This is a genomic window from Segatella copri (assembly GCF_015074785.1).
GTDB lineage: Bacteria > Bacteroidota > Bacteroidia > Bacteroidales > Bacteroidaceae > Prevotella.
This window is the reverse complement of the sequence record NZ_CP042464.1, coordinates 3,458,297-3,472,712: the sequence shown is the minus strand read 5'-3', so window position 1 is coordinate 3,472,712 and position 14,416 is coordinate 3,458,297. Positions and strand designations below refer to the sequence as shown.

General features: G+C 46.3%; 17 protein-coding genes and 1 pseudogene. 5 read left to right on the top strand and 13 right to left on the bottom strand.

Annotation, left to right across the window (positions count from 1 at the left end):
- Window positions 1–9: 9 nt before the first annotated feature.
- Window positions 10–843, bottom strand: a complete 834-nt coding sequence (locus FO447_RS14365; protein WP_437182703.1) for a bifunctional metallophosphatase/5'-nucleotidase — start codon at window positions 841–843, stop codon at window positions 10–12.
- Between the two features lie 64 nt (window positions 844–907).
- On the bottom strand, window positions 908–1,684 hold the full coding sequence (locus FO447_RS14360; RefSeq protein WP_200756926.1) for a 5'-nucleotidase C-terminal domain-containing protein: 777 nt from the start codon (window positions 1,682–1,684) through the stop codon (window positions 908–910).
- 268 nt (window positions 1,685–1,952) lie between these two features.
- On the opposite strand from FO447_RS14360, the gene rplS reads away from it, so the two are divergent.
- Window positions 1,953–2,318 carry a 50S ribosomal protein L19 gene (gene rplS / locus FO447_RS14355; protein WP_117727195.1) on the top strand — a complete coding sequence of 122 codons (366 nt, stop codon included), beginning with the start codon at window positions 1,953–1,955 and terminating at the stop codon, window positions 2,316–2,318.
- A gap of 140 nt (window positions 2,319–2,458) precedes the next feature.
- Here rplS and FO447_RS14350 read toward each other — a convergent pair whose 3' ends face one another.
- Complete coding sequence (locus FO447_RS14350) at window positions 2,459–2,683, bottom strand: hypothetical protein (RefSeq protein ID WP_022122172.1); 225 nt, start codon at window positions 2,681–2,683, stop codon at window positions 2,459–2,461.
- A 212-nt stretch (window positions 2,684–2,895) separates the two neighbouring features.
- On the opposite strand from FO447_RS14350, the gene FO447_RS14345 reads away from it, so the two are divergent.
- On the top strand, window positions 2,896–4,080 hold the full coding sequence (locus FO447_RS14345; RefSeq protein WP_118064527.1) for a phosphoribosylaminoimidazolecarboxamide formyltransferase: 1,185 nt from the start codon (window positions 2,896–2,898) through the stop codon (window positions 4,078–4,080).
- Window positions 4,081–4,101: 21 nt separating this feature from the next.
- On the top strand, window positions 4,102–4,302 hold the full coding sequence (locus FO447_RS14340) for a hypothetical protein (protein WP_006848784.1): 201 nt from the start codon (window positions 4,102–4,104) through the stop codon (window positions 4,300–4,302).
- A gap of 210 nt (window positions 4,303–4,512) precedes the next feature.
- Here FO447_RS14340 and FO447_RS14335 read toward each other — a convergent pair whose 3' ends face one another.
- The 7 genes from FO447_RS14335 to hpt all read right to left on the bottom strand — a co-directional run bounded on the left by FO447_RS14335 (window position 4,513) and on the right by hpt (window position 9,458).
- Window positions 4,513–5,706, bottom strand: a complete 1,194-nt coding sequence (locus FO447_RS14335) for a peptidoglycan DD-metalloendopeptidase family protein (protein WP_200756924.1) — start codon at window positions 5,704–5,706, stop codon at window positions 4,513–4,515.
- A gap of 165 nt (window positions 5,707–5,871) precedes the next feature.
- Window positions 5,872–6,711, bottom strand: a complete 840-nt coding sequence (gene pgeF / locus FO447_RS14330) for a peptidoglycan editing factor PgeF (protein ID WP_200756923.1) — start codon at window positions 6,709–6,711, stop codon at window positions 5,872–5,874.
- 5 nt (window positions 6,712–6,716) lie between these two features.
- A complete protein-coding gene (gene obgE, locus FO447_RS14325) occupies window positions 6,717–7,877 on the bottom strand; it encodes a GTPase ObgE (protein ID WP_118064531.1) in 1,161 nt (386 codons plus the stop codon).
- A gap of 67 nt (window positions 7,878–7,944) precedes the next feature.
- Entirely contained in the window at window positions 7,945–8,517 is a 573-nt protein-coding gene (locus FO447_RS14320) for an adenylate kinase (protein WP_022122168.1), read from the bottom strand.
- A 45-nt stretch (window positions 8,518–8,562) separates the two neighbouring features.
- Entirely contained in the window at window positions 8,563–8,730 is a 168-nt protein-coding gene (locus FO447_RS14315) for a hypothetical protein (RefSeq protein WP_153084623.1), read from the bottom strand.
- Window positions 8,669–8,908 (bottom strand): DUF6722 family protein, encoded by a 240-nt coding sequence (locus FO447_RS16300; RefSeq protein WP_117727200.1) that lies wholly within the window; start codon window positions 8,906–8,908, stop codon window positions 8,669–8,671. Before FO447_RS16300 ends, FO447_RS14315 begins: the two co-directional genes overlap by 62 nt.
- Before the next feature lie 10 nt (window positions 8,909–8,918).
- Complete coding sequence (gene hpt, locus FO447_RS14310) at window positions 8,919–9,458, bottom strand: hypoxanthine phosphoribosyltransferase (protein ID WP_200756922.1); 540 nt, start codon at window positions 9,456–9,458, stop codon at window positions 8,919–8,921.
- 166 nt (window positions 9,459–9,624) lie between these two features.
- Here hpt and FO447_RS14305 point away from each other — a divergent pair, with 166 nt between their 5' ends.
- The gene (locus FO447_RS14305; protein WP_200756921.1) at window positions 9,625–11,139 is read left to right on the top strand and encodes an NAD(P)H-hydrate dehydratase; all 1,515 of its coding nucleotides are present in this window, start codon (window positions 9,625–9,627) and stop codon (window positions 11,137–11,139) included.
- A gap of 29 nt (window positions 11,140–11,168) precedes the next feature.
- Here FO447_RS14305 and FO447_RS16295 read toward each other — a convergent pair.
- Window positions 11,169–11,381: pseudogene (locus FO447_RS16295) on the bottom strand (helix-turn-helix transcriptional regulator); the annotation flags it as partial.
- A gap of 24 nt (window positions 11,382–11,405) precedes the next feature.
- Entirely contained in the window at window positions 11,406–12,176 is a 771-nt protein-coding gene (locus FO447_RS14295) for a hypothetical protein (protein WP_200756918.1), read from the bottom strand.
- Window positions 12,177–12,449: 273 nt separating this feature from the next.
- On the opposite strand from FO447_RS14295, the gene FO447_RS14290 reads away from it, so the two are divergent.
- Window positions 12,450–13,259 (top strand): DUF5106 domain-containing protein, encoded by an 810-nt coding sequence (locus FO447_RS14290; protein ID WP_234699012.1) that lies wholly within the window; start codon window positions 12,450–12,452, stop codon window positions 13,257–13,259.
- 82 nt (window positions 13,260–13,341) lie between these two features.
- Here FO447_RS14290 and FO447_RS14285 read toward each other — a convergent pair whose 3' ends face one another.
- Entirely contained in the window at window positions 13,342–14,355 is a 1,014-nt protein-coding gene (locus tag FO447_RS14285; RefSeq protein WP_117727205.1) for a class II fructose-bisphosphate aldolase, read from the bottom strand.
- Between the last annotated feature and the right edge of the window lie 61 nt (window positions 14,356–14,416).

Sequence of the window (14,416 nt, the reverse complement as noted above, 5' to 3'; positions counted from 1 at the left end):
ACCTTTTTTTTATTTATTCTTCACAATATCCAATGTCATTTTTCCTACCCAGATGGCGCTCTTGCCGTTCTGGTCGATTGGCACCGGTTTGCCATCGAGATTATTCAGATACTCCAACTGCTTGAAGTAGGTATGGCTATGCCCGCCCAGTATCAGGTCGATGTCACGGGTGGCTGGGGCTACCTCAGAATCGTCGATGCCATCTATCTTCCAGCCCAGGTGGGAGATACAGATGATGACATCACACTTCTCTTTCTTCTTCAATATCTCTGTCATTTCCTTTGCCTTGGCGATAGGATCGAGATACTTGATGCAGCCATAGTTGGCTTCTGTTACCAGACCGGCAAGTTCCGGACACAAGCCGAAAACGCCAATCTTCAGTCCTTTGCGCCTGATAATGGTATAAGGCTTTACAATATTTGCCAGTTCGGTACCAGTGAAATCATAGTTGGAGCAGACGATAGGAAACTTCGCCATCTTGAAGATGCGCACCATGTTGTCTATTCCGAAATCAAACTCATGGTTTCCGATGGTAGCAGCATCATATTTCATCTCGTTCATCAGTCCTACTTCCACATCTCCCTTGAAGAGAGAGTAATAAGGTGAACCCTGCGAGAAATCGCCACTGTCAAAGAGCAGCAAGTCGGGATTCGCCTTACGCTCCTGCTTGATCATCGCCACCCTACGCAGGAAACCGCCACGATTGGCAGTAGCGGTATCTGCGAGATTCGGATTGATGGGCATTACGCATGAATGCGTATCGTTGGTATGGAGCACTACGAGCTGCTTTACCACCTTTGCCTCTTTCTTAGCTTTAGCCTGTACTTCGGCTGGCTGCATCATGAAGGATGCCAGAGCCAGACCTATATATAATAATGTATGTTTCATCAGAATTATCAACTATTAACTATTCTACCACGCAGCGGCCTTCAATCTTAGATTCCACCACCTTGCCCTGTGCCTGCATCTCACGGAAATAATTCATGATGATGTAGCGCACATTGTTCTCTTTCTGCTTAGGAGCAAAGACATCGGTTCCGCTCTTGAAGGCTACGAGCTGGTCATTACCTTCGGCAAGATAATCGAGGGTTGCAACGCGGTAACTCTTCTCCGGATCAACAGGTTCACCGTTCAGCGTAACGCTCTTCAGCTTGCCATCCTTGGTGATAACCATTCTTACGGCATGGCTCAAGCCTTCGCCGCCACGATGAGCTATCTGCTGGAAAAGCTCCAGAACCTTATCGCCCTTCAGGGTCAGGAAACAGATTTTGTTCTCGAAAGGAGCCATATCGTTTACATCGCCTACAGTAACCTTGCCCTTGGCAAGATTGGAACGGATGCCACCCATATTGTAAACAGCGAAAAGAGGCTGTTCTTCAAACTGCTTGCCACCCCATACCAGGATGTCACAGAGCAAGTTACTGAGTTCGCTCTCCGGACGGTGACGGGTCATATCATGAGCAATATGACCTACAACAGGACCCATGATACTATCTACCCTACTCTTATAAGGAGCGATAAACCGGGCAGCCTCAGCATCAGGCTGTGCATCCCATTTCTGATCAACCAATATTCGGGTTCTCTCCACCTTCGCCACCTTGTATTTCTGGGCGAAAGCCGGACTTGCCACCAGCAGCATGACTGCCGAAGCAAGGTAAATCTTGATACTATTTTTTTTCTTCATACTTAATACACTAAATACTTTTAGAGCGCAAAGATACAAAATAAATCGGCGAAATCGGCAAAATCGGCAAGAAAATTCCATTGCAGAAGTAAAGAAAACAAAAAAACAAAGGGAAAAAGTGAAGAAAGTGACTGAAAATTTGCGAGATACAAGAAAAAGTAGTAACTTTGCACCCGCTTTTCGGCGTAACCGCTGTTGTCTGGGCAGAAGTGTTGTCCAAGTCCATGTTGCGTTGGAACGACAAACAATTTTTAATTTTATACAAAAAATGGATTTGATTAAAGTTGCTGAAGAAGCATTTGCAACCGGCAAGAAGTTCCCTGAGTTCAAGGCAGGTGATACTATCACAGTCGCTTACAAAATCGTCGAGGGTACTAAGGAGCGTATCCAGCTCTATCGTGGTGTTGTTATCAAGATCTCTGGTCATGGTGACAAGAAGCGTTTTACAGTTCGCAAGATGTCTGGTACTGTAGGTGTTGAGCGTATCTTCCCTATCGAGTCACCAGCTATCGATTCTATCGAGGTGAACAAGCATGGTAAGGTTCGTCGCGCTAAGTTGTATTACTTGCGTAAGCTTACTGGTAAGAAGGCTCGTATCGCTGAGAAGAAGACTGTAGCTAAGGGTGCAGAATAATTTTTCTTAGGAGACCTAATCAGAAAAAAAAATAAAGGGAATCTTGTCTCACGACAGGGTTCCCTTTTTATATCTACAATTTTAACAAAAAACGTCAAACCAATCATGGTTGACAGCTAAACCAACCATGTTCCATTCTTTTATTTTTCGCCCGCATCATAATTCACGAGCCCATCCTCCGTGCCGTGTAAAGCACCTTGGAAATCATCCCAACTCTGGAAACCGGCAAGCAGCGCCAACTTGTCCAAAGTCTGGCGAGAAGGCTTCTCCTTCCCTTTCAAAACATCCCACATTTTGTGGAAAACATGTGCCTTGCCAACCTTCTTTTCTATGTGTTCAGCAAGGACTTTCAAATCCTGTTTCATAACAATCCTCTCATATTTACTAACTGGAAGCAAAAGTACTGAAAAAGAATGAAACAGAGTACATTTTTCCCGACTTTTTTATGTTTTGGGGTAAAAAAAATGTTTTATATCATAAAAATGCTGTTTTTTAGGGCTTTTTACGAAACAGAAGTCCAATATCTCAATCATTTTTTGTAACTTTGCGCCAAATTCCAAAATACATTTCTTAGAAGATGAAAGAATTAGCACTTAAGTACGGATGTAATCCAAATCAGAAACCTTCTCGCATCTATATGGATGACGGAAGGGAGCTTCCTATCGAAGTGATCAACGGCCGTCCTGGCTACATCAACTTCCTGGATGCCTTCAATTCCTGGCAATTGGTCAAGGAGCTCAAGGCTGCTACAGGAATGCCTGCTGCCGCTAGTTTCAAACACGTTTCTCCTGCCGGTGCAGCTATCGGCTTGCCTCTGAGCGACACATTGAAGAAGATTTACTTCGTTGATGATGTCAAGTTTGAGCTTTCTCCATTGGCTTGTGCCTATGCTCGTGCGCGTGGCGCTGACCGCATGTGCTCTTATGGCGACTTTGTTGCGCTGAGCGATGTATGCGACGAGGCTACAGCCCTCCTCATCAAGCGTGAGGTGAGCGATGGTGTCATTGCTCCAGGCTATACTCCTGAGGCTATCGAGGTTCTGAAGGAGAAGCGCAAGGGTACCTACTGCGTTATCAAGATTGATCCAGACTATGTGCCAGCTCCTATCGAGCGCAAGCAGGTGTTCGGTGTTACCTTCGAACAGGGACGCAACGAGGTGAAGCTCGATGATCCTGCTCTCTTCGAGGATGTTCCTACCAAGAACAAGACTTTCACTCCTGAGGCTAAGCGCGATCTGATTATCTCGCTCATCACTTTGAAGTATACTCAGAGTAACTCTGTATGCTACGTAAAGGATGGTCAGGCTATCGGTATCGGTGCCGGTCAGCAGAGCCGTATCCACTGTACCCGTCTGGCTGGTTCTAAGGCTGATGAGTGGTGGTTGCGCCAGTGTCCTAAGGTGATGAACCTGCCTTTCAAGGAGAAGATCCGTCGTGCCGACCGCGACAATACCATCAATGTCTACATATCTGATGAGTGGGAGGATGTATTGCAGGACGGCGTTTGGGAGCAGTTCTTTACTGAGAAGCCAGAGCCATTGACCCGCGAGGAGAAGAAGGCTTGGATTGCACAGAACAAGGGTGTATCTGTAGGTAGTGATGCTTTCTTCCCATTCGGCGACAATATTGAGCGTGCTCACAAGAGTGGTGTTGAATACATAGCAGAAGCAGGCGGTAGTATCCGTGACGATCATGTTATTGATACCTGCGACAAGTACGGCATCGCTATGGCGTTTACTCACGTTCGCCTCTTCCATCACTAATTTATTATATAATTAAGGTATATGAGCGACATTGACGATATTATCATGGGCGGTATGGTCTTCAAAGGCGGCGGTGGTCCTAAGAAGGATGACGACGACAAGGTGAAGACCAAAGCCAAGAAGAAAAAGTACATAACGGGTGCTCACGGTAGTGGCTCTGCCCGTCAGAAGGCAAAGTATCGCCAGCAGAGAGCCAATCGTAAATCCCAGAAGAAGAAATAATACTTCTCTATCATAAATACATGTTTCGCCCGTGTGCTGTATGATAACAGCGCACGGGCGAACTGTTTTCTGATAATGGGAGCCATGAATAGAGTACTGGCAAGCGAAAGACAGCATACTGGTATAAGTAAGACAGCCCACTAGCAAGCGTATTGCTAGTGGGCTGTTCTTCTTAAACAGTCATCAAATTCCAGGTGAAGAGTAAAACGGCTATCGGTTCTTTACACTCTTAACGCCCCTGCCCTTCGTTAGATGAAGGGTTACAGGCTTCAATTGATGCTTGCCGTGGTCATAAATGATGGCTGGGTCCAGTCGTCTACCGCCAAAGCTAACCTCGAAATGGAGGTGCTCTGTGGTAGCCCTACCGGTGCGGCCCGTCAAACCGATTACCTGACCAGCCTTTACCTTATCCCCCTTCTTCACCTTGTTTTTGCTCTGATGACTGTAGAGCGTCTCGAAACCATAAGCATGCTTGATACGGATGCAGTTGCCGTAACCATAGAAGGGGCCTGATGCAACGACCGTACCGTCAAAGGCAGCCACTATCTCATCATTCGGGCACGTCTTGAGGTCAACACCCGAATGGCGGCGCTTGCCACCATAAGGACTGATTACCTTGGCACCCGGCAAAGGATAAGCCCAGGCTGTCTTTTCTATCTTCTCCAAATCAAGCTCGAAAGTATTGGTAATGGTAAACGGATCATGAACCTCATCAGGGTCGAGCGTCATTCCATCGCCTATTCCACCCTTTTTCTTGCCAGATGCCTCCTTGTCAGCCTCAGCATTTCTTCCTACAGAAGAATCCTTGCCACCGATAACCGAAGCGATGACACGGGCACCATGCTTGCGGAACTGCACGGTCTGGCGGCGCAACTTATGCGATTTCAACTCTATGAAAGTTTCCGGATTCAACCTACCGCCATTCACCATGATAGAGAAGTCGCAATAAGTTTCACCCTCCTTAGAGCCTACAATGGCAATCGTCTGTCCGGCATCCACATGCTGTCCTACCTTTACCAGGTTCTCGGCATTGTTGGCATAAACGGTTTCCAGACCGCAATCGTGGCGCACCACGATGACATTACCCATTGATTCCGACTTTCTGGAAAGTCGCACATAACCTTCGAGCATCGCCTTGACAGCATCGCCTTTAGAGGTAGAGATACGCAACACATGATTGTTCAGAAGGGTTGCTTTGCCCACAGGAAGCGGGAAGGAATATTCCTTAGCACGGAATATCTCAAAGTCTACATTAAATGCCTGACTCTGGGCAAAGAGACCGGGTGTTGCAATACTCACCTGCTGCTGTTCGGCTGCCGTGAATACATTTTTAGCGGGCATAAAGCTGCTCAGCGAGAACACCATGAGTCCTGCCACAGCCAATAGCCGCAATCCTTTTTTCATTCTTTTCATTATTTACTTTTTCTTTCTGATTTTCAAAATATTCTATAAACTATTAACTATAAACTATTAACTGAAAAACATCCATTTCTCCCTCTCCGTTCTTACAGAAAAGGAAAAATGGATGTTATCTTGAAAACTATCTGATACTTACCTGCTACCAGGCTTTTACGTCAACATGATGCCTGTATAGATTCTGCCACTCTCGATACCCAGCTTTCTGGCAGAGAAGTACTCATCGCTGTGGGCAAAGGTACAGATGCCACAATCCTGGATATTCTCTTCGGCCACTCCACAATGCAGAAGAATCTGTCTGTTGCAGAGCGGAAGATTGAGATGCCATTTCAGCGGCTGCACGATATTACCCTCAGCTGCCAGGCGCTCACGCTCAGCAGGATCAACCGAGAAGGCGGCATTAGGACGCTGTTCGGCAATCTCTTCCATAGGGAAAGCTGCCTGCTCGAACGCCTCGTAAACCTCATCGCCCACCTCGAAATGGTCGAGCGAAATGCCCGGACCTATCACCGCCTTCAACTTCTTCGGGTCGGTATGATAGGTAAACGCCATCTCCTGAATGGTTTTATGCACGATGCGAGCCAGCGTACCACGCCAGCCGGCATGGATGGCAGCCACAGCATGATGCTCCTCATCATAAAGAAGCACAGGGATGCAATCGGCAGTAGAAACACCGATACATACACCTTTCTGGTCAGTCATCACGGCATCTACACCTTCGAGCACCATCTTGCGGATATTCTCAGGCATGGTGAGAAACTCGCCGGCAATATTGCGCACCTCTACTCCATGCACCTGATGGGGCATGATGATATGGTCGGTAGTGATACCGAGCTCAGCAGCCAGACGCTTGCGGTTCTCTGCAACATGCTCGGCAAAATCGCCGCAATATTCGTTGATATTGAATTCGCTATAGTTGCCCTGGCTCACTCCACCCTTGCGGGTAGTAGAGAAAGCCATGACACCAGCGGCTACCTGATATTCTTTTATCATAACATTTACTCGTATTCGAAATCATCGAGGTCGTCAACATCCTCGATTTCATCCTCATCAATATATTCTACTACATCCTCGCCCTCTGCAGCCAGTTCCTGCTGGAAGCGAGACATATCCTTGTCACGGTGAACAAGCGTATCTTCTGCAGTAATCTCCTGAAGCTTGTTGCTCTCAGAATTGAGTTCCTTCCAGAGCACATCCTTCAGTTCCTGGATACCCTGTCCGGTAACAGACGAGATGAAGACCACCGGAAGATCGGTAGGCAAGGTTTCCTTGAGCATTTCAATCAGTTCTTCGTCGAGCAGATCACACTTGGTGATAGCCAGCACGCGATGCTTGTCGAGCATCTCAGGATTAAAGTTCTCCAGTTCGCCCAGCAATACTTCATATTCTTTCTTGATGTCGTCAGTATCGCCCGGAACCATGAAGAGCAGCAGAGAGTTGCGCTCAATATGACGGAGGAATCGCAAGCCCAAACCTTTTCCTTCGCTCGCACCCTCGATGATGCCAGGAATATCAGCCATGACAAAACTCTGGTGATCGCGATAATCTACGATACCCAGCGATGGTTCGAGCGTAGTAAACGGATAGTTTGCAATCTTAGGACGGGCACTTGATACGGCACTCAGCAAAGTTGACTTACCGGCATTAGGGAAACCTACCAGACCTACATCGGCAAGGAGCTTGAGCTCCATGATGATGGTCATCTCCTGCATAGGTTCGCCCGGCTGCGCATAGCGAGGAGCCTGGTTGGTAGAAGTGCGGAACTGGAAGTTGCCCAATCCGCCACGACCGCCCTTGAGGAGCAGAACTTCCTGCCCGTCATAAGCCACATCGCATACAAACTTGCCTGTTTCGGCATTATATACCACGGTACCGCAAGGCACATCGATATAAATATCCTTGCCATCGGTTCCATGACACTTATCACGGCCACCGTTTCCACCATGCTCGGCGAAGAAGTGGCGCTGATACTTGAGGTGCAGCAACGTCCAGTAGTTATGGTTGCCGCGGAGATAGATGCTTCCTCCACGTCCGCCGTCGCCACCGTCAGGACCGCCGTTAGGCTGGTACTTTACGTGGCGCAGGTGCATGGAGCCCTTGCCACCCTTACCAGAGCGGCATTGTATCTTTACGTAGTCTACGAAATTGGATTCAGCCATTTATTCTTTTCTTTTTATTTAATGAATAAATCTTCCCCACCATAGCGGGGAAGATTCTTTATCTTGATTACAAGTTGTCGATTACATTGCAAACACGAGCGAAGATTTCATCTACAGTACCGAGACCCTCGATGTGGTGATGAATGCCTTCCTTCTCATACCAGTCGATGAGCGGAGCAGTCTGTGTATGATAAACATTGAGACGCTTCTTGATAGTCTCCTCGTTATCATCAGAACGGCCGCTTTCCTTACCGCGGTTAATCAGGCGAGCCATCAGCTCATCCTCAGGAACAGCCAACTCAATCATCGCAGCAATCTTATGACCACGCTCAGAAAGCATCTTCTTCAGAGCCTCAGCCTGTGGAGTGGTACGTGGGAAACCATCGAAGATAACACCAGCGTGATCCTTACCGAAGCTATCGTATACGCTTGCGAGGATGTCGATCATCAACTCGTCTGGAATCAACTGACCATTGTCGATATAACCCTTAGCTGTCTTACCAAGTTCTGTACCGTTCTTGATTTCGTTACGAAGTACGTCACCTGTAGAAATGTGACCGAGACCATACTTCTCGATCATCTTGTCGCTCTGTGTGCCTTTACCTGCACCTGGAGCGCCGAAAATTACGATATTTTTCATTTTTACCTTAATATATATATAAAATATTTATGTTGTGTCAGAAACTTAACTATATTTATTAACCCACTTCTGCCCCTTTGGAGACAAAAGAACTGCAAAAACAATTCCAAAGAGAACTGTTACAACGCCTAAGAAAAATAATGCATCCATTTTATGTCCTCCTATTTTTATTGTTATACTTTCGAGTTGTTTTATACTTCCTTTCTTTCTCATCCTTACTTTTGGATATGAAGAACAAACCTGCACAAAAGAAGATTGTTGCCAAAACGCCACTAATTGCATAAAGCAACCACCGCATTTCACCCAAATCCACCATTAAAGATGCGACAAATACAGCAGTCAAGAAGTACTTGGAGACATCCAAGCAATAATCACTTATTTTCTCCCACATGCTTCACCCCCTATTCTTCTACAATGGTGTAGATGTCGCGGAGGTTTCTGCCTTCTTGGTCATAATCCAATCCATATCCTACGATGAAATCGTTAGGGATTTCCATAACAGCATAGTTGATATCAAGATCAACCTTCAAGTTGCCTGGTTTCACGAGGAGGGAACAAACCTCAACGCTGGCTAGGTTCAGCTTCTTCAGGTCTTCAATCATGTGAGCCATGGTGAAACCGGAATCTACGATGTCCTCTACGATAACCACGTGGCGGCCTGCCAAATCCTGGTTCAAACCCATCAGGGTCTTCATGCTGCCCGTAGAGGAGGTACCCTCGTAAGAAGCATACTTCACGAATGAAATCTCGCTTGGCACGGTAATCATTCGCATCAAGTCGGCTGCAAAGATAAATGCGCCGTTCAATACTGCCAGGAAGACAGGTTTCTTGCCTGCATAATCCTTGTTCAGACGGTCTGCTACGACCTGTACTTTCTTCAGAATCTCAGCCTCAGGAATCGATGTCTTGAAGCTCTTATCCTTGATCTTTACTATGCTCATAGTCTGTTCTATAATAATATTTTCTGCAAAATTACGAAAAAAACATGAAACTTCGTGCTTTCATCAACTATTTTTTGTACTTTTGCATGAAAATAACCGTTTATCTGCATGAGTTGACAAATTATCACGACAGTTCGCGCAGATAATACTAAGATTATCAGATAATATGAAGATTTTCACAAGCGCTCAGATTCATGAGTTAGATAAATATACCATTGAGCACGAACCTATCAGTTCGCTCAACCTGATGGAACGTGCAGCCAAAGCGCTGACACGTGCCATAGAAGAGGAATGGTCTAACCGCACTCCAGTGGTCGTTTTCGCCGGTCCGGGAAATAACGGCGGCGATGCGCTTGCTGTGGCGAGAATGCTCAGCGAGGATGGATATGATGTAAGTGTATACCTCTTTAATGTGCAGAATAAACTGTCGGCAGACTGTCTTGCCAACAAGAAGCGTCTGCTGGATGCAAAGAGAGTGAAATTTACTGAGATTACCACTAACCTGGACCCTCCTAAGCTCAATGCAGAAACGCTGGTGGTGGACGGACTCTTTGGAAGCGGGCTCAACAAACCATTGGCTGGCGGATTCGCCGCGATGGTGAAATATATCAACCAGAGTCCTGCCAAGGTAGTAAGCATCGATATCCCTTCGGGACTGATGACCGAGGACAATTCCTATAATATCCATGCCAACATCATCCGTGCCAGTCTGACCCTTACCCTGCAGCAGAAGAAACTGTCGATGCTGATGGCGGATAACCAGCAGTACCTGGGCAGACTGCGCGTTCTCGACATCCGACTTTCCCAGGAATTCATCCAGAATACGGAATGCCGGTGCCGCATACTCGAAGAGAACGACATCCGTCCGCTCCTGAAATCGCGCAGCGACTTTGCCCATAAAGGCAGCATGGGTAATGCGCTGCTCATAGCGGGAAGTTACGGCATGAGCGGCGCTTCTGTATTAGCCACCAAGGCTTGTCTGAGAACAGGTGCGGGCAAGGTTACAGCCCATACCCCAAAACGGAATTATGAAATCATGCAGATTTCGGTACCTGAAGCGGTACTGCAGATGGATGCTGAAGAAACCATATTCAGCGAACCGGTAGATACAGAGATGTTCGATGCGCTGGGCGTAGGTCCCGGATTGGGACAGAACGAAACAACAGCCATCGCCCTCATCGCCCAACTGCGCCGTGCTACCTGTCCGCTCGTCATTGATGCCGATGCGCTCAATATTCTTTCCAGCCACAGGGCGTGGATGCAGCAGTTGCCAAAGAATATCATCATGACACCCCATCCGAAGGAGTTCGACCGGCTTGCCGGCAATGCGAGCAGCAGCTGTACCGAAAGACTGCTGAAGGCAAGCGAACTGGCTGAACGCCTCCAGGCATACATTATATTAAAGGGACATTATTCTGCACTCTGCCACCCTGACGGGAAGATTGACTTCTGCAGTACGGGCAACAGCGGTATGGCTACAGCAGGCAGCGGTGATGTACTGACAGGTATCATCACCGGTCTTCTGGCAAGAGGATACAAACAGGAAGATGCCTGTCGCCTGGGTATGCATCTTCATGGTCTGGCTGGCGATCTTGCTGCTAAAGATCTGGGCAAAGAAAGCCTCATCGCCAGCGACATTATCCAGTATCTTCCGAAAGCATTTCTCAGATTGGAAGAATAATGATCAAGAAATAAGAATATCCATAAAAGTCAGGAGTTCTCGGCTTCTGACTTTTTTACTTGTTTCTGCGCATCATAGAACCTTACTTCCAAGGTTCTCCTCAAATCATCGCGACGGTCCATATTCAACTTTTTGCGGATATGGCAACGCTGGCTGGTGATATTTGATTCACTCTTATTGAGTTCTGCACAAATTTCCTTTAAAGTCCGCCCCTGGAGAATCAGCTTGCATATTTCCTTTTCGCTGAACGTAAGCCCATCACAAACCTAATCCCATGCCACTCTATTCAATTCTTCATTAAACAGATGTTCAGAAGCATGGGTAATAATCTTCTCCCGGACATCAGGAGTCAGACGCTTCATCAGGCTTTCTGCTGCTTCCGGTTGATTATCCTTCAAATCGGCAAGCATATTCAACGCCTTGTTTTCAACCCGAGCCATCCGTTTCGGCTGGCGTAACCCCTTGGTTACAATACTCATATTATATACTGCCACATAAACCAGCATCATGAAACCCAGGAAAATAGTCTTCAGACTGAACAGAACTGACATAAGCGGAATGCTGAACAGGTATATCAGCAACATCGGTATCATACCCACCGTGATGATGGTACAAGTCTTATACAAAGCTTGGCTTAACGCTGTAATAGCCAGGATAAAGACGACAAACAGGTTGCTGACAACGCTCAAATTATCATTAGCCAAACCGAAATTGATGCAAAATACGCTATCAAGAGCCAGTTTGGCGAACATCAGAAGGTAAAGAGAAGAAATACCTTTCACGAAAGCAATCTTCCGTTTCCAGACCAGAAACTGCAGGAGGCAGAACACGAATGTATGCAAACAGCAAAGGCTTAAACCATAAGATTCTTTCATCACCAGAAAGAGCATAATATGATAAGGTATGATGATCAGCTCGCTTATCGTCAGAAGTAGAAAGGCGATAATGCGTCGGCGGTCTACCACACCACAATATAGAGGGCATAAATGATGCTCTACCCTCACAATCAGGTTTACCATGTCATTCTTCAGTTTCATTTCGTTTTGGTTATTTTCTTAAATCTTACTTATACTTTCGTAAGTCAAACGGCTCTTTTTCTAGGAAATTGCCATTTTTAAGGGAATTATTGATTTCGGCTGCAAAAATACAAATTATATCAGAAAAACTTGTACAAATATCAGAAAATCGTGCAACTTTAACGATTTTAAGCATAAATCATGCGTACTATTTTTATATAAAAAACCTTGCCACTTTCAATTTTATTTTGTAATTTTGCACCCGTTAGTAATATCATTAATTCCAATATAAAGATGATGGCAAGATTCATATTCCTCAGTTTCTTCATGCTGGTTGGAGCCTTAGCCCCAACCAAGGCTCAGAACAGTTTCCCATACCCTGCTCTGCCAGACAGTCTGCGAAGCGTAGAGCAACGTGCTGCATACCTGAGCGAGCACTATTGGGACAACTTCAACTTTTCCGACACCCTGGAACTGGCAAACAAGGAGATGGCAGAACAGGGCTTTGTCAACTTCATCGATATTCTGGCACGTTTCGACCAGGAAATAGCCCAGAAGGGGATTGCTGCCTTTACCGCCAAAGCTTACCAGCAGAAGACATCCAAAGAGAAGTTTGAAAGCCTCATCGAGCATTATTATGAGAATCCTGAGTCGCCCATGCACAACGACAGGGTATATGCCCTATTTCTGGAAGACATGGCTAAATCGCCATACTTCGATGAAACCGAGAAAGAAAGAATAGGATTTAAACTGAAACAGGCGAGAAAGAACTTGCCTGGCACACAGGCTACCAATATCAGTTTTATGCTGGAAGACGGCAAGCCTCATCAGTTGAGCGATTACCGGGAAAAGAAGGTTATCTTATATTTCTACGATCCTGACTGCGAGAACTGCCACAAGATATCTGCATGGCTCGACAAACAGACAATACCAGACGGCATCAGTCTGCTCCGCATCGTAGCAGATAACCGATTGAGCACGATTTACGGGCTCAAAGCCATGCCAACCATTTACCTGTTGGATAAAGAGAATAAGGTGATATTAAAAGACTGTACACCAGAACAGCTCATGGAAACGCTAAGGGGAAATGAAAACAACAGATAGTATAATCTCGAAAAAAAGATAAAACAAAAGCGGGAACCCTTTCGGATTCCCGCTCATATCTTGTGTTGTAAAATCTCGAAGATTAGTCGAGGTTAGCCAACTTGTTGTCAGAATGAAGAACATCCTTGATCTTGTGGCTATAGAGGTCAACCATGTACTCACGAGCCTTACCGCAGTACTGACGTGGGTCGAAGTACTCTGGATGAAGAGCCAATGTCTCACGAACACCTGCTGTGAAAGCAAGACGAGAGTCAGAGTCGATATTGATCTTGCAAACAGCGCTCTCAGAAGCCTTAGTCAACTGCTCCTCTGGGATACCAACTGCATCTGGCAACTTACCACCGAACTTGTTGATGATATCAACATACTCCTGAGGAACTGAAGAAGAACCGTGGAGAACGATAGGGAAACCAGGAAGCTGCTCCTCAACTGCTGCCAATACGTCGAATGCCAATGGAGGAGGAACGAGGTGACCAGTCTTAGGGTCACGTGTGCACTGCTCTGGCTTGAACTTGTAAGCACCGTGAGAAGTACCGATAGAGATAGCCAATGAATCAACACCTGTACGTGTAGCGAAATCAACAACCTCCTCAGGCTTTGTATAGTGAGACTCCTCAGCTACTACGTCATCCTCAACACCAGCGAGGACACCGAGCTCACCCTCTACAGTTACACCGAACTGATGAGCGTAGTCAACAACCTTCTTTGTCAAAGCGATGTTCTCCTCGTATGGAAGAGCAGAACCGTCGATCATTACAGAAGAGAAACCGAAGTCTACACAGCTCTTACATGTCTCGAAGCTATCACCGTGATCGAGGTGAAGAACGATCTCAGGATGGTTGCAACCCAACTCCTTAGCATACTCTACAGCACCCTCAGCCAAGTAGCGGAGCAATGTAGGGTTAGCATACTTACGAGCACCCTTAGAAACCTGAAGGATAACTGGTGACTTCAAAGTAGAAGAAGCCTGGATGATAGCCTGGAGCTGCTCCAAGTTATTGAAGTTGAAAGCAGGAACGGCCCAACCGCCCTTGATAGCTCTTGCGAACATTTCCTTAGTGTTCACAAGACCGATTTTCTTGTAATCTACTGCCATAATTTTACTTAATTTATTGTTTAATGAAACATTCTTTTTTTTATATATAATAAGGTGTAGA